Source organism: Brevundimonas aurifodinae, from assembly GCF_040195595.1.
Classification (GTDB): Bacteria; Pseudomonadota; Alphaproteobacteria; order Caulobacterales; family Caulobacteraceae; genus Brevundimonas; species Brevundimonas aurifodinae.
This window is the reverse complement of sequence record NZ_JBEGDD010000001.1, coordinates 301,506-316,117: the sequence shown is the minus strand read 5'-3', so window position 1 is coordinate 316,117 and position 14,612 is coordinate 301,506. Positions and strand designations below refer to the sequence as shown.

The window sequence follows — 14,612 nt, the reverse complement described above, 5'->3', positions numbered from 1 at the left end:
GATGGGCACCAAGCCGGGGATCGAGACCGCGTTCGAGCGGCTGCTGTTCCGCTCGCGCTGGCTGATGGCCCCCTTCTATCTGGGACTGGCGTTGGCGCTGTTCATGCTGCTGGCGGTGTTCGTGACCGACCTGGTCTACTACCTGCCCCAGGCCTTCGTGATCGGCCAGCGGATGGACTCCAACGCCGCGATCCTGGCGGTGCTGACGTTGGTCGACCTGTCGCTGGCGGGCAATCTGCTGCTGATCGTCATGTTCTCGGGCTATGAGAACTTCGTGTCCAAGCTGGATCTGGACGGCGAGACCGACCGGCCGCCGTGGATGGGCACGGTCGACTTCTCGGGCCTGAAGATGAAGCTGATCGCCTCCATCGTGGCGATCTCGGGCATCCAGCTGCTCAAGACCTTCATGAACATTGGCAAGCCCGGCTATCCGCTGGACGAGCCGGCCATGATGTGGGGCGTGATCATCCATCTGACGTTCGTCGTCTCGGGCGTGCTGCTGGCGCTCATGGATTGGCTGACCGCCAAGACGGACAAGCATTGAAAGGGGGCGCTACCGCTCGCGCCGCGGGCGCTCGCTGCTCGAGCGCGGAAATCGGCGTGCGCTGCGAGCCCTCTCTGTCTGCTTCGCTGCGCTACGCATCCACCTCCCCCGACGGGGGAGGATTAGCGACCCGTTAACCTTGCCGCCGCAAGGCTGACTCAAAGGTCGCAGACCCTGTCGAGACGCGACCAGGAGACCTTTCATGCACCGCCGCCAGCTGATCCAGACCGGCTTCGCCGCCACCGCCGCCGCCTCGCTGGGGGCCTGCGCGACCCAGCCGCGCCAGCCGGCCGAGCCGGCCTATCCGATCTCATCGGACGCCAACGCCCAGGCCTATACCGCCGACGAACTGGTCGCGGCCGGATCGCGCGAACTGGGCATCGCCGCCGAGGCCATGGGGGCCGCGATCGAGCGGATCTTCGCCGACCAGGGCGACCGCCCCACCGCCTACATCGCCGGCGAGGAAGCGGCCGGCGCCGCCGTCGTCGGCCTGCGCTATGGCCGGGGCGCCTTGCACATGAAGGACCTGTCGGCGTCCCAAGAGGTGTTCTGGCAGGGAATTTCGGTCGGCTGGGACGTGGGCGGGAACGCCAGCCGGGTCTTCACCCTGTGCTATGGCCTGTACGCGCCCGACGCCATCTATCGCCGCTATCCGGGGGTCGAGGGGTCGGCCTATCTGGTCGGCGGGGTGGGCGTGAACTACCAGCGCGCGGACGGCATCGTCCTGGCCCCGGTGCGGACGGGCGTGGGCCTGCGGCTGGGCGCCAATGTCGGCACCATGGCCTATAGCCGCCAGCGCAACCTGCTGCCGTTCTGAAAACGCCGGTTGGGACGTCGGAGAACCTTCCGGGCCGTTGACACCGGCCGTCCGGCCCGCCTATGTCGCGCCCTCTCCGTCACGCCGCGACCCCGGTCCGGTTGGCCAGGGGCCGTAGCTCAGTTGGTAGAGCGCGTCGTTCGCAATGACGAGGTCAGGGGTTCGACTCCCCTCGGCTCCACCATCCTGCTTCGCGCCTGAAAGCGCTTCGCAGGACTTGGTCCGCTTCTTCACATCAGTCCAGGCCGTCGTCGTTGACGACGAAGGCGCGGCCCTCGGTCATGGCCTGGCGGGCGAGTTCGTCCTGGACCAGATGCCAGCGACGCAGGCGCTCGAAGCCGATGGCGTGCTCGGGCGAGGAGTCCAGCCATTCGGTGAACTCGCGCTTCTTCCTGCGATAGTTCGGCTCGGTCGGGTCCGGGACCGGCGGCACCTGCGGCAGCCGGCTCGCCACGTCGGGCGGGATGGGGAAGTCTCCCGAGGACGTCGACAGGATCATGGGATCGCACGCTAGGAGAAGAATCGCCCGCCCGAAACCCCGATATGGCGAACATCATGCGGTTTCGACGACCGGAGGGCCGGGCTCAATGATCCAGGCGGCGGGCGGGCACGCCGACGACGGTCAGGCCGTCAGCGACGGGCGCGACGACGGCGGCGCCGGCCCCGACGCGCACGTCGCGACCCAGTACCACGCCCGGGCGAACGACGGCCCCGGCCCCGATCCAGCCCCGCTCGCCCACGCGCACGCCCCCGGCCAGCACGGCGCCCGACGAGACATGGACGCCGTCGGCGAGGTCGTCGTCGTGCTCGATCGTGGCATTGGTGTTGACGATCACGGCCTGACCCAGCCTTGCGCCGACGCCCACGCAGGCACCGGCCAGGACGACGGAGCCTTCCCCGACCTCGGCATGAGGGCTGACGCTCGCGCGCGGGTGGATTAGGCCGACCATCCGGGCCCCCGCCTCGCTCAGTCGCCTGTGCCGGTCCAGACGTTCGGCATTGTCGCCGATGCCCACGATGACGCCGTCGAACTCGGCGAGGCGCGCCATCAGGTCCGCCGGCGTGCCGACCAGGGGCCAGGGCCCGGGCGGCGGCGGCAGGTCGGAGCCGTCGAAGAAGACGATGCCGCTCCATCCCGCCTGTTCGGCGCAGTCGGCGACGACGCGGGCGTGACCACCGGCGCCCAGGATGGCCAGGGATCGGCCGCTCATGTCGCCTTCTCCCTGCGGCTGTCCCGACCCCTCGCCACGTCCAGACCTCTCCGTCGTCCCGCGCGGCAGCCCGGCAGGTGAAGGAGGATTGCTAGGGCGCTTCGGCCGATCAGGGCAAGCGAGGGGCGCGACGGCACCGGAAGTTGAACCGCACGGTTGGGGTAAACCGTCCGCTCCTCTAAAAAGGCACCATGCGCCAATGGACCGTCGATGCCTTCGCCGAACACCCCTTCATGGGCAATCCGGCCGCCGTTGTGGAACCGCTGGAGGCCTGGCCCGACGACGGATGGATGCAGGCGCTGGCGGCCGAGAACAACCACTCCGAGACCGCCTTCCTGAGGATCGGCCCCGATCAGGCGCGGTTCGATCTGCGGTGGTTCACCCCCGCCAAGGAGGTGCCTCTGTGCGGGCACGCGACCCTGGCGGCGGCCCATACGCTGTGGACCGAGCTCGGGAACCGGGCCGAGGTCCTGACCTTCGACACGGCGTCGGGACCGCTGACGATCCGGCGGCTGGGCGGCGGCTATGAGATGGATTTTCCGGCCGATCCCCTGAAGCAGGTCCCGGTCCCGGCGGGCCTGGCCGAGGCTTTGGGGGCCGAGCCGGTCGAGGCGTGGGAAAGCCGGTATCTGATCGCGGTCATGGCCGACGCCGGGACGGTGCGGAACCTGCGCCCGCGCGCCGGGGCGGTGCTGCCGTTCGGCGGCGGTTGTCTGGAGCAGGGGCAGGTGGTGGTGGCCGCCCGGACGTCGTCGGGCGAGGACCACGATGTGGTCGATCGCTTCTTCGGCCCCGGCTGCGGCGTCGAGGAGGACCCCGCGACGGGGTCCGCGCGGTGCGGGCTGGCGCCGCTGTTCTCGGACAAGCTGGGGCAGGCGACGCTGCGGTTCGTCCAGGCCTATCCGGGACGCGGGGCGCGGTTCGAGACCGAGATGCGGGGCGATCGGGTGCTGATCCGAGGGTCGGCGGTGACGGTGATAGAGAGCCGGCTGCGGCTCTCCGTCTGAAGGCTGGGACATGAGAAAAGGGCGCGACCCTGGTGGATCGCGCCCCTCTCACGGACGGCCGGCTGGGAGGGCTGTGTCATGGCCGCCCGAAGGCTTGAAACCTAGTAGCGACGGTTGTCGCGGTCGCGACGCTCGACGCGGATCTGGGCCGAGAGACGATCGAAGCGACGGTCGAGATCGGCGCGCTCCCAGGCGGTCAGTCCGCCCCGGCGATAGTTGGCCTCGAGCCGCAGCAGGCTGTTGAATTCACCGCGAAGGCGAACCGCCTCGCGCCGGCTGAGCTGGCCGTTGCGGAGGCCCTGGTCGATGCGGCGGTCCAGATTGGTCTGGCGCACATTGATCGGCTGCCAATAGCCCTGGGCCTGAACCTGGGCGCGGGGACCATAAGACTGGGCGGCGGCGGGCAGGGCGACGGCGGATGCCGCGGCCAGGACGAGGGCGGGGACGAGCAGCTCTTTCATCGGAACACTCCTTCACTTCGGCAGGCCGCAACCGGATCGGCTGCGTTGACCCGATAGGAGCCGATCCCGGCTGAGCCCGATCTGAACACCGCGCGTCAGCCCCCGTTCATCGGCGGGGCGAGCCGGATTTCCAGTCAGGTTAAACCTCTCTAAGGTCCGCGTTCAGCCGCTGTTCACGGCCGCTCCGCCTATAAGACCCCCATGTCCCGCCCGATCGTCCTCACCCTCGCCGCCCTGATCGCCGCCGCTCCCTTGGGCGTGGCGCAAGCCCAGGCGCGCGGTCCGCTGGACCTGCGCAGCGACGCGCTGGCGGCCGTCGGCCTGGCGGGAGGATCCTTGTTGCAGGATCGCGGGTCGCGGGGTGGCCGCGACCGGGGCGAGGCCGAACGGCCGCGCCTGATGAGCGAAGCCCAGGCCCAGTCGATCGCCCAGAGCCGGGCCCGCGGCGCGCGCTTCGTCGGATCGCTGGGGCTGCGCGGCACCACCTATGTGTTCCGTTTCGAGCGCGACGGGCAGATCATCGACATCGCCGTCGACGCGCGCCTCTGAGGAAAGAAGACCAACGATGCGAGTTCTGCTCGTCGAGGATGACGCCGACCTCTCGCGCCAGCTGAAACAGGCGCTGGGCGACGCCGGCTATGCCGTGGATCATGCGCCCGACGGCGAGGAGGCCCACTTCCTGGGCGACACCGAGCCCTATGACGTGGTGGTGCTGGACCTCGGCCTGCCCAAGATCGACGGGGTGTCGGTCCTGGAACGCTGGCGGCGCGACGGCAAGACCACGCCGGTGCTGATCCTGACGGCGCGCGGCGCCTGGTCGGACAAGGTCTCCGGCTTCGACGCCGGGGCCGACGACTATCTGACCAAGCCGTTCCACACCGAGGAGCTGCTGGCGCGGCTGCGGGCCCTTCTGCGGCGGTCGGCGGGCATCGCCTCGGCGACCCTGTCTTGCGGGGGCTTGCGGCTGGATCCCAAGGCGGCGCGGGCGACGGTGAACGGCGAGCCGCTGAGGCTGACGTCGCTGGAGTACCGGCTGCTGCACTATATGATGATGCATCAGGGCCGGGTCATCAGCCGCACCGAACTGGTCGAGCATCTCTACGATCAGGACTTTGACCGGGATTCCAACACCATCGAGGTCTTCATCGGGCGATTGAGGAAGAAGGTCGGGTCCGAGCGGATCGAGACGGTGCGGGGTCTGGGCTATCGCCTGACGCCGCTGGCGGGCGAGACCGAGGCGGCGTGACCGACGAGGCCGGCGCCGGCTGGGGCCGCTACATCGGCCGACCGGGCCGCAGCCTGACACGTCGCCTGATCTGGCTGGCCTCGGCCTGGATCGTCGTGGCCCTGGCGGCCACCGGCTGGATCCTGACCACCCAGTATCAGGAGAGCGCCTTTCGCCGGCTGGGCGACATGCTGGGCGACACCATCGACGAGGTGGTGATCGCCACCTCTGTGACCCCGGAGGGCGTCACCGTGGCCGAGATCAAGGACGCCCCGACCCTGCGCGGCCTGTCGGGCAAATACTGGATGGTCGGCGAGATCACGACGGGCGGTCAGGTGCGGATGATCGCCCGATCGCCCTCTCTGGCGGGCGAGACCTTGTTCATCGCGCCAGAGTTGCCCGCCCGGCTGGAAGGCAGCGACGGGGCGCTGATCACCTACAACGACCCCGGCATCCTGGACGCGCCCCAGCGCCAGCCGCTGCGCATCGCCGCCAGTCTGAAGACCCTGCCCGGCCGGGCCCAGCCCCTGGTCTTCATGGCAGGGATCGACCGGTCCGACATCGAGGCCGACACCCGCGAGTTCGCCACCTATGTCTGGATCGCGCTTCTGGCGCTGGGCGTCGGCCTGGTCATCGCGGTCTTCCTGCAGGTGCAGGTGGGACTGCGGCCGCTGTTCGGGCTGAGGAACGAGATCGCCAACGTCCGCAAGGGCCGGGCCGCCCGGATCGAACAGGCCTATCCGATCGAGATTCAGCCCCTGGCCCAGCAGGTGAACCGCCTGCTGGACCACAATCAGGAAGTGGTCGATCGCCAGCGGACCCATGTCGGCAACCTGGCCCATGCGCTGAAGACGCCCCTGTCGGTCATGCTGGCCGAGGCGGAGGGGCAGACGGGGCCGCTGGCCGATATCGTCCGCAGGCAGACGGAGATCATGAAAGGCCAGGTGGATCACCACCTGCGTCGCGCCCGCGCCGCGGCCCGGGCCGCCCACGGTCTGGGCGAGCGGACCCCGGTGGGCGAGGTCGTCGACGAGCTGGCGGTCATGCTGGAGCGGGTTTTCCAGTCCAAGGACGTAGAGATCGACTGGCGCGCGCCCGACGATCTGGCCTTCCTGGGCGAGCGGCAGGACCTGCAGGAGATCCTGGGCAATCTGATGGAGAACGCCTGCAAATGGTCGACGCGCCGGGTGCGGGTCTCGGCGGGGGCCAGCGGCCTGGGCCAGATGATCGCCGTGGTCGAGGACGACGGACCGGGTCTCCCCGAGGATCAGCGCGCGGCGGTGCTGCAGCGGGGGACGCGACTGGACGAGGACGCGCCGGGGTCCGGCCTCGGCCTGTCGATCGTGGAGGACCTGACGCGCGCCTATGGCGGGCGGCTGACGCTGGCGGCCAGCGATCTGGGAGGGCTGAAGGCCATGCTGGAGCTGCCGGCGGCCGAGGCGTGACCCGGATCGGCCACGCTTGGAAACCGGTGTCAATGCTGTAAGGTCGAGGCTGGCTTACGCTTCTTTTCCGCTCATCCTCGCGAAAGCGGGGACCCAGTTCTTTCGCGAGGCACGGTGTCTGGGATGAACCGATCGACCCTCTTGGAGGGCTCATCTTCCAAAACACTGGATCCCCGCTTTCGCGGGGATGAGCGGAAGGGAGGGCGTGTTGGGTTCTCGTTGGATCGACGAGTGTTTCTGGCCTCGACGGTGGCCTTCGCAGCGACGCCGGCCGTCGCTCAGTCCACGCCCGACCGCGCGGCCATCCTAGCGACGATGAAGCGGGCGGCGGCCTTCATGACCGACGAGGCGGCGGTCGAGGGTGGATATGTCTGGACCTATCTGCCGGACTTTTCGCGCCGCTGGGGCGAGTTGGAGGCGGCCCCGACCATGATCTGGGTCCAGCCCCCCGGCACCGGCACCATGGGTCACGCCTTTCTCGACGCCTATCACGCCACGGGCGACCGGCAGTTCCTGGAAGCGGCCAAGTCGGCGGCCGACGCCCTGGTGCGGGGTCAGCATCCGGCCGGCGGATGGAACTATGTCATCGACACGGCCGGCGAGGACAGTCTGCGCCAGTGGTACGAGACCTATGGCCAGAACGCCTGGCGGATGGAGGAATTCCACCGCGACTACGGCAACGCCACCTTCGACGACGCCGGGACCTCCGAGGCGTCGCAACTGATGCTGAGGCTCGTGCTGGAGGGCGAGCGGACCTATCTGGCGCCGCTGCAAAGGGCCGTGCGGTTCGTGCTGGACAGCCAGTACGAGAACGGCGGCTGGCCCCAGCGCTTTCCCTTCATCGAGGATGGGGGGGTACACGGACAGGCGGACTACACGCGGCTGATCACCTTCAACGACGATGTGGCCGGGGAGAACCTGGAGTTCCTGATCTTCGTCCATCAGACGATGGGAAATCGGCTGGCGCCCCTCTCCCTGAATTCTGGCCGCGAGGGACGGGGGTTGACCCGCGACCGGGTGCTGTCGACGATCCGCAGGGGCATGGACATCGTGCTGCAAACCCAGCAGCCCGCGCCCCAGGCCGGATGGGGGCTGCAGCATTACCCCGACAGTTTGAAACCGTCGGCGGCGCGGACCTATGAGCCCGAGGCCCTGACGACCCACACCACGGCGAACAATGTCCAGCAGCTGCTCAACTTCTATCGCCTGACCGGCGACCGGAGATACATCGCGCGCGTGCCGGAGGCGCTGGACTGGCTGGACTCGGTCGCCCTGCCGCCCGAGTTGCGCCTGAACGGACGGACCCACCCGACCTTCATCGAGCCGGGCACGAACCAGCCATGGTATATCCACCGGCGCGGCTCGAACGTCGTCAACGGCGAATACTATGCCGACCGGAATCCCAACGACACCCTGGTCCACTATGGATCATTCCGTACACTGAACGTCGCTGGTCTGCGTGAGCAGTACGCGACCCTGGCGGCCCAGACGCCGGAACAGGTCAGCGCCGGATCGCCCCTGCTGGCGCGTGCCGGCACCCGGACCCTGCCGAAATACTTTACCCTGAGGGACGTGTCCTGGCAGGACATGGGCACGGCCACGCGGCGCGCCCGGCCGCCCGCCGCGCGCCGGGCCGGAGAGCTGGTCGCGGCCCTGAACACGCGGGGGTATTGGCCGACGCCCCTGAGGGCGACGTCCAACCCCTATATCGGCCCGGGACCGGCCACGCCGGTGGGCGGCGAATACAGGATCACCCGCGTCGGCGACCTGCACGACACCTCACCGTGGAACACCGACTATCCCGTGGAGGGCGTCTCGACCGAGGCCTTCGTGCGGAACATGGGCGATCTGATCGAGGCGCTGGAAGGGTCGGCCGCGCCATGACGCCGGATCGCCGCGCCGTGACCCTGGGGCTGGCAGGTCTGCCTCTGGCCGGGTGCGCGACCTGGCAGGACGCGGCGGCCGGACAGACCGTTTGGCGGTTCGGCGATCTGGACAGCATCGCCGCGCCCCTGACGATCGAGGGCGCGCCGGAGCGGATCGAGGGGCCGACCCCGCACGGGGCGATGCGGTTCGACGGCGTCGACGACGCCCTGTTCATCGGGGCCCATCCTCTGGCGGGGGCGGCCACCTTCGCCTTCGAGGCCGTGTTCCGGCCGGACGGCGGAGCCTTCGAGCAACGCTGGCTGCATCTGCAATCCGACGAGGTCGTCGCGCCGGGCGAAACCCCGGTCGGCACCCGCTTCCTGTTCGAGATCCGCGTCTATGGCGACCAGTGGGCGCTGGACACCTTCGTGAAGGGGCCGACCTACAACCAGACCCTGCTGTTTCCAGAGAAGCGGCATCCGGTCGGCCGCTGGTATCACGTCGCCCAGACCTGTGACGGGACGACCTATCGGGCGTTCGTCGATGGGGAATTGCAGGGCGAGGCCGGGATCGCCTTCACGCCCCAGGGGCCCGGGCGGGCGTCGGTCGGCACACGGATCAACCGGGTTAACTATTTCAATGGTGCGATCGCCGAAGCGCGGTTCACGCGGAGACACCTGCGCCCGGATCAGTTCACGGGTGTACGGCCTCGATAGAAAAAGGCCCCGACGTTTCCGCCGGGGCCCGATTTCCGATGGGCTCAAGTAGCCCGAAGGGCGGTAGCCCCAAGCATCATGCCTCGTCGGTCGCCGGGACTTCGGCCTTGCCGGTTTCCGGCACGACGACGCCCTTGGCGGGGCGCACGGTCTGGCGCTCGGCGATGCGGGCCGACTTGCCGCGACGATCGCGCAGGTAATAGAGCTTGGCGCGACGGACGACGCCGCGACGCTTGACCTCGATGGACTCGATGTTGGGCGACAGGATCGGGAAGACGCGCTCGACGCCCTCGCCGAAGCTGATCTTCCGGACCGTGAAGTTCTCGTTCACGCCGCCGCCGGCGCGGGCGATGCAGACGCCCTCGAAGGCCTGGATGCGTTCACGCTCGCCTTCCTTGATGCGGACGTTGACGCGCAGGGTGTCGCCGGGCTGGAAGTCGGGGATCGAACGCTTTTCGATCAACCGCGCCTTCTCTTCGGCCTCCAGGGTCTGAAGGATGTTGGCCATGGTCTATTCTCCTCGAGCTTTTTTGCTCTTTAGCTGTGATTTGGCGGAGGGTTCCGCGGGTCTTTGATCCAGATGCGCCGCCCAGAGGTCTGGCCGTCGTTCCCGGGTCGTCTCTTCCCTCTGGGCCTGACGCCAGGCGGCCACGCGCTTGTGGTCGCCGGACAGGAGGACCTCCGGAATATCGATCCCCTCGAACGTCCGCGGTCGGGTGAACTGCGGATGCTCCAGAAGACCATCCTCGAAGCTCTCGGAACTCAGGCTCATCGCCTGGCCCAGAACACCGGGGATCAGTCGTACGCACGCCTCGATCAGCACCATCGCCGCCGCCTCGCCACCGGCGAGAACCGCGTCTCCGACGCTGACCTCCTCGAACCCCCGGGCGTCGAGCACCCGCTGGTCCACCCCCTCGAACCGGCCGCACAGGACGACGATGCCGTCCGTCTTGGCCCACTCTTTCACTCGCGCCTGCGTCAGGGGTCGACCGCGTGCGCTCATGTACAAAAGCGGCCGGGGCGGACCTGAAAGGCTGTCGAGAGCCCGGGCCACCACGTCCGCTTTCAGCACCTGTCCGGGGCCGCCACCCGCGGGGGTGTCGTCCAGGAAGCCGCGCTTATCTTCGGAAAAGTTCCGAATGTCCACTGTTTCCAGGCCCCACAGCCCCCGCTCGCGCCAGGCCGTGCCGATGAGGGACACGCCGAGCGGGCCCGGAAAGGCCTCGGGGAACATGGTCAGGACGGTCACGGTGAACGGCATATCACCAAGTATTTGGCTTGGTGATCAGTCCCACAGCATCTTGCAGGACATCGGCAAACTGTGAGGCTGCCAAGTGATGGGGACGGATGTCACGTTTGAAGTTAGCCATCCGCTTGAGCTCCGCGCTTCCCTGAGGCCGAGGAGGCACAAGGCCCACGACGATCCCTCCGTCAATCTGCGCCATGTGGACCGGCATGAGGAGATCGGAGTCGTTCGACACCACGACTGCACACGGCACTACGCCTTTGAGGGCATCTCGCAGCAGATGGGCGGCGAGATTGACGTCAGACCCTTTCTCCTCGGTCTTGTGAACCCATTCCATCTGGACGGCGCCGTTCGGTTTTCGTTTCACGACGAGTTTCCCGTTCTGCCGGATGGGCTTTCCGTTCGCATCGCACTCCAAGACTGGTGCCCGCACGGGAGACGCCAAGAACGTCCCGTAATGAACTCGAACTCGCGGCAAAGTAGAGAGCGCACGCAGATAGGTCGCCTGCCTCACTGCCACATCTGGGTCGTTCGGTCGGGCTTCCACGCGAGCAGTGAAATAGTGGATGCACTCAATGGTGTTGTTCGGCAAAACCCGGTCAAAGAGCGCTTCAAGGTCCAACCACTTATGCGGCGTGCCCTTGAGACATCCGTAGTAGAGATTGAAGCCATCGACGTAGACATTAGTCCGCATGCCGCCCGCCAGAAAATGCAACGGCGGACCCCATAAGGGCCCGCCGTGCGTCCGGTCGCCGAGGCAGCCGGAGGGGTGATGGATCGCATAGATGCGATCTGCCCGCCCAAGGTCAAGAGTCAGCGTGATTAAAGTCTGGGACCGAGTCTCTGAGGCAACACAATCTCAGGCTCAATACGACGGCAACTTCTTTGAATGCCAGCCGTCCTTATCAAGCATAACTCACATGGTGGACTTGCCTACTGCGGTGCCCCGCCCCCGGCCGCGATCCAGGCGTCGACCTGTTCCTCCAGCACGTCCAGCGGCACCGCGCCGGAGCCCAGGACCACGGTGTGGAAGTCGCGGATGTCGAAGCGGTCGCCGAGCGCCGCGCGGGCCCGTTCGCGCAGCTCCAGAATCTTCAGCTCGCCGATCTTGTAGCTGGTCGCCTGACCGGGGCCGGAGATGTAGCGGTTCACCTCCAGGCGGATGTCGCGCTCGCTGAGCAGGGAGTTCTGGCGGAAGTAGTCGGCGGCCTGATCGCGCGACCAGCGTTTGGCGTGGATGCCGGTGTCCAGCACCAGCCGCACCGCCCGCCACAGCTCGGTCGAGAGCCGGCCGAAGTCGGAATAGGGGTCCTGATAGAAGCCCATCTCCTTGCCCAGTTTCTCGGCATACAGGCCCCAGCCTTCCGAATAGACGCCATAGCCGCCGAAGCGACGGAAGCGCGGCAGGCCATCCAGCTCCTGGGCATAGGCGATCTGGAAGTGATGGCCGGGCGCGCCCTCGTGATAGGCGATGCCCTCGGTCTGTGGGCGCAGAACCTGACCCATGTCGGACAGGTTGACGTAGTAGATGCCCGGCCGCGAGCCGTCGGCGGCGGGCTGGTTGTAGAAGGCGATGCCGCTGGACTGTTCGCGCCATTCCTCGACGGCGCGGACCTCCAGCTCGGCCTCGGGCAGGTCGCTGAACCACTGTGGCGCGATGGCCATGACCTGGGCGATGAAGGCGCGGCTGTCGGCCAGATACCGGGCCTTGCCCTCGTCGGTGTTCGGATACTGGAACCGGGGGTCGGTCTTCAGGTGGGTGAAGAACTCCTGCAGCGTGCCGTCAAAGCCCACGGCGGTCTTGATGACCTCCATCTCGGCCTGGATGCGGGCGACCTCGGCCAGGCCGATCTGGTGGATCTGGTCGGCGGTCAGGTCGGTGGTGGTCGAGGCGCGCAGGCGGTGCTCGTAATAGGCCTCGCCGTTCGGCAGACGCCAGACGCCGTCGGTGCTGTCCGACAGGGGCTGAACCTCGATCAGGGTCGCCAGATAGGCGTCGTAGCCGCGCTTGAACGGGCCGGTCAGGGCCTCGCGCGCCGACGCGATCAGCCGGTCCTTCTCGGCTTGGGGGATGTCGAGACGGCCGACCTTGGCCTGGATGTCGGCCCAGATCGCCACGTCCGGCCCGTCGGTGAAGGGGGCGCCGTTCGTCACGTTGCGGATCGCGCCCAGCGCCGGCTCCCAGACGAAGGTCGGGGGCGTGATGCCGGCGGCGACGCGGGTGCGGATCGTTGTGGACGCCTCGCCCAGCACGCGCTCGACCTCGATCAGGCGCGCGACATAGGCCTGCGCGTCCGACACCGTGTCGATGCGGTGATTGTTGATCATGAAGACCGGCAGGGAGCCGCCCGCCCCGCCGCTGGACGAGACGGGATAGCCGCTGTCGCGCCAGCGGAAGCTCTCGCGCTGCTGGACCACGCCGTGCTCGAACAGGCGCCAGGACATGCGCGACTGGGCGCTCAGGGTCGCCGGGTCGAACTGGGCCTGCATGGCCGCCAGCTGCCGCTCGGCCAGGGCCAGGGACCGCTCCTGAGCGGCGGGGGTGTAGTCGTCCAGCTTGTCGTAGTCGGTCTTGAGACCCAGCGAGGTCATCTGCTGGGGGCTGAGCGCGATCCGCTCGGCATAGGCGTCCTCGAAGAAGGCGGCGAGCCGGGCGTCGGCCTCGGCGGTCTGTTCGGCCTGGGGGAAGGGCGCGGGCGCGAAGGCCGCGACGCCCAGACCGCCCGCCGCGATCAGGGTGGCGGCGGCGCAGGACACGAGAAGACGACGCATCGGAAACTCCCGGAGAAACAAGAACCCGGGACCGTCCCCGATGCGGACGGCTTAGGCAAGCATGAAGCTGTCAGGGTCTGGGGTTGGGTGCCGAGAGAGGTTCATCACAACGAGCACAGCGGAGGCACAACGGACACGACGGGACCGGACGGGCGGACCCGTCGCCGATCGGTCTCGTCGGCATCGGTGTCTCATCAAGGGGTGGCGGCGAAGCCGCAGTTCCTCATGCGCAACAGGCCGGGTGAACGATCGGCGATCCCTAAGACCGCTCGGTCCCGTCGTGTTCGTTGTGCCTCCGCTGTGCTCGTTGTGATGAACCTCTTCGGACCGCCCAATACGACGCAGCAGACTACCCTAGATCAGCCGATCTTGGCCTGGATGCCGGTTTCGGCCAGCCATTCCAGGATCTTGCCCTTGGGCATGGCGCCGACCTTCAGCGAGGCCATCTGGCCGTCCTTGAACAGCATCAGGGTGGGGATGCCCTTCACGCCCAGCTTGGACGGAATCAGGGGGCTGTCGTCGATGTTGATCTTGGCGATGGTGACCTGGCCGGCCAGTTCGTCGGCGATCTGTTCCAGCGCCGGGCCGATCTGCTTGCAGGGGCCGCACCACTCCGCCCAGAAGTCCACCAGGACGGGGGTGGAGGATTTCAGCACGTCGGCGTCGAAGCTGTCGTCGGTGACCTTGACGGTGGCCATGGGCATATCTCCGTGAGGGCGCACGGCGCGCGCCCGTCTGTTGTTCAGGCGAGATGTGGGGCGATTCTGGGGGATTGCAACGGAGGGGTGTGGTTGACGGCTCCTTGCCCTCAGGCGACAAATCGGTTCCACAGCCAAAGGCTAAACAGGACGACAGGAACTACAAACATCATCTGGTTCACGCGGATGTCCCAACGCACTGTCGGTAAATCATGCGGAGGGTATTGGACCGGCCAGTGCTTTCCGTCGATGGCCTCGACCATCAGGTCAGGCGTGATCGGCATACGCTGCACACGTCGATACGGCGGCTTGAAGAACCAGCCGCCGATGTTCATGCCCTCCTCGGCGTGATGGAAATACCATCGGTAGCCGTCGACTTCTACGTCGAAGCGATTGACGAAAGCGTCCATGAACTCAAAAGCGTCATCGCCTTCGATTCCGTACAGCGCGAACAGGTCTGCTTCGCCATCAAGTGTCAGCGTCTCGCGCGAGAAGTCCGCGAACCAGGCCGACAATTCACGACGTGTTTCGCTCATTCGCCCCTACAATCTCCTCCTCGGTTACGCGTATCCCGCACGACACTCGTTGAACACTCCGCTCATCC

General features: G+C 67.5%; 17 protein-coding genes and 1 tRNA gene. 9 read left to right on the top strand and 9 right to left on the bottom strand.

The window, feature by feature from the left end; genetic code table 11:
- The first annotated feature begins 1 nt into the window (after position 1).
- The 3 genes from ABN401_RS01625 to ABN401_RS01615 all read left to right on the top strand — a co-directional run bounded on the left by ABN401_RS01625 (position 2) and on the right by ABN401_RS01615 (position 1,545).
- The gene (locus ABN401_RS01625; protein WP_349683066.1) at positions 2–544 is read left to right on the top strand and encodes a TIGR00645 family protein; all 543 of its coding nucleotides are present in this window, start codon (positions 2–4) and stop codon (positions 542–544) included.
- A gap of 202 nt (positions 545–746) precedes the next feature.
- A complete protein-coding gene (locus ABN401_RS01620) occupies positions 747–1,361 on the top strand; it encodes an EipA family protein (RefSeq protein ID WP_349683065.1) in 615 nt (204 codons plus the stop codon).
- Between the two features lie 108 nt (positions 1,362–1,469).
- Positions 1,470–1,545, top strand: a tRNA-Ala gene (locus tag ABN401_RS01615).
- A gap of 51 nt (positions 1,546–1,596) precedes the next feature.
- Here ABN401_RS01615 and ABN401_RS01610 read toward each other — a convergent pair.
- Both ABN401_RS01610 and ABN401_RS01605 read right to left on the bottom strand, forming a co-directional pair.
- Complete coding sequence (locus ABN401_RS01610; RefSeq protein WP_349683064.1) at positions 1,597–1,860, bottom strand: hypothetical protein; 264 nt, start codon at positions 1,858–1,860, stop codon at positions 1,597–1,599.
- Between the two features lie 85 nt (positions 1,861–1,945).
- Positions 1,946–2,572 carry a NeuD/PglB/VioB family sugar acetyltransferase gene (locus ABN401_RS01605; protein ID WP_349683063.1) on the bottom strand — a complete coding sequence of 209 codons (627 nt, stop codon included), beginning with the start codon at positions 2,570–2,572 and terminating at the stop codon, positions 1,946–1,948.
- A 191-nt stretch (positions 2,573–2,763) separates the two neighbouring features.
- On the opposite strand from ABN401_RS01605, the gene ABN401_RS01600 reads away from it, so the two are divergent.
- Positions 2,764–3,579, top strand: coding sequence for a PhzF family phenazine biosynthesis protein (locus ABN401_RS01600; RefSeq protein WP_349683062.1), 816 nt, complete (start codon positions 2,764–2,766; stop codon positions 3,577–3,579).
- A gap of 101 nt (positions 3,580–3,680) precedes the next feature.
- On the opposite strand, the gene ABN401_RS01595 is transcribed toward ABN401_RS01600, so the two are convergent.
- The gene (locus tag ABN401_RS01595) at positions 3,681–4,040 is read right to left on the bottom strand and encodes a hypothetical protein (protein ID WP_349683061.1); all 360 of its coding nucleotides are present in this window, start codon (positions 4,038–4,040) and stop codon (positions 3,681–3,683) included.
- Between the two features lie 201 nt (positions 4,041–4,241).
- On the opposite strand from ABN401_RS01595, the gene ABN401_RS01590 reads away from it, so the two are divergent.
- From ABN401_RS01590 to ABN401_RS01570, 5 genes are all read left to right on the top strand, one after another.
- Positions 4,242–4,589 (top strand): hypothetical protein, encoded by a 348-nt coding sequence (locus tag ABN401_RS01590; RefSeq protein ID WP_349683060.1) that lies wholly within the window; start codon positions 4,242–4,244, stop codon positions 4,587–4,589.
- A gap of 16 nt (positions 4,590–4,605) precedes the next feature.
- Positions 4,606–5,286: a response regulator transcription factor gene (locus ABN401_RS01585; protein WP_349683059.1), complete on the top strand. Its 681-nt coding sequence runs from the start codon at positions 4,606–4,608 to the stop codon at positions 5,284–5,286.
- On the top strand, positions 5,283–6,710 hold the full coding sequence (locus ABN401_RS01580) for an ATP-binding protein (protein WP_349683058.1): 1,428 nt from the start codon (positions 5,283–5,285) through the stop codon (positions 6,708–6,710). Before ABN401_RS01585 ends, ABN401_RS01580 begins: the two co-directional genes overlap by 4 nt.
- A gap of 315 nt (positions 6,711–7,025) precedes the next feature.
- The gene (locus ABN401_RS01575; RefSeq protein ID WP_432763512.1) at positions 7,026–8,594 is read left to right on the top strand and encodes a pectate lyase; all 1,569 of its coding nucleotides are present in this window, start codon (positions 7,026–7,028) and stop codon (positions 8,592–8,594) included.
- Positions 8,591–9,292, top strand: coding sequence for a LamG-like jellyroll fold domain-containing protein (locus ABN401_RS01570; protein WP_349683056.1), 702 nt, complete (start codon positions 8,591–8,593; stop codon positions 9,290–9,292). The genes ABN401_RS01575 and ABN401_RS01570 overlap by 4 nt, the downstream gene beginning before the upstream one ends.
- A gap of 76 nt (positions 9,293–9,368) precedes the next feature.
- Here the strand turns inward: ABN401_RS01570 and rplS are convergent, their stop codons facing one another.
- From rplS to ABN401_RS01540, 6 genes are all read right to left on the bottom strand, one after another.
- A complete protein-coding gene (gene rplS, locus ABN401_RS01565; RefSeq protein WP_349683055.1) occupies positions 9,369–9,800 on the bottom strand; it encodes a 50S ribosomal protein L19 in 432 nt (143 codons plus the stop codon).
- 3 nt (positions 9,801–9,803) lie between these two features.
- Positions 9,804–10,553, bottom strand: a complete 750-nt coding sequence (gene trmD, locus ABN401_RS01560; RefSeq protein WP_349683054.1) for a tRNA (guanosine(37)-N1)-methyltransferase TrmD — start codon at positions 10,551–10,553, stop codon at positions 9,804–9,806.
- A 1-nt stretch (position 10,554) separates the two neighbouring features.
- Positions 10,555–11,253: an NYN domain-containing protein gene (locus tag ABN401_RS01555; RefSeq protein WP_349683053.1), complete on the bottom strand. Its 699-nt coding sequence runs from the start codon at positions 11,251–11,253 to the stop codon at positions 10,555–10,557.
- Positions 11,254–11,471: 218 nt separating this feature from the next.
- A complete protein-coding gene (locus tag ABN401_RS01550) occupies positions 11,472–13,310 on the bottom strand; it encodes a DUF885 domain-containing protein (RefSeq protein WP_349683052.1) in 1,839 nt (612 codons plus the stop codon).
- Between the two features lie 359 nt (positions 13,311–13,669).
- Positions 13,670–14,008 carry a thioredoxin gene (gene trxA, locus ABN401_RS01545; protein ID WP_349683051.1) on the bottom strand — a complete coding sequence of 113 codons (339 nt, stop codon included), beginning with the start codon at positions 14,006–14,008 and terminating at the stop codon, positions 13,670–13,672.
- Between the two features lie 110 nt (positions 14,009–14,118).
- Entirely contained in the window at positions 14,119–14,544 is a 426-nt protein-coding gene (locus ABN401_RS01540) for a DUF1493 family protein (protein ID WP_349683050.1), read from the bottom strand.
- Positions 14,545–14,612 lie beyond the last annotated feature (68 nt).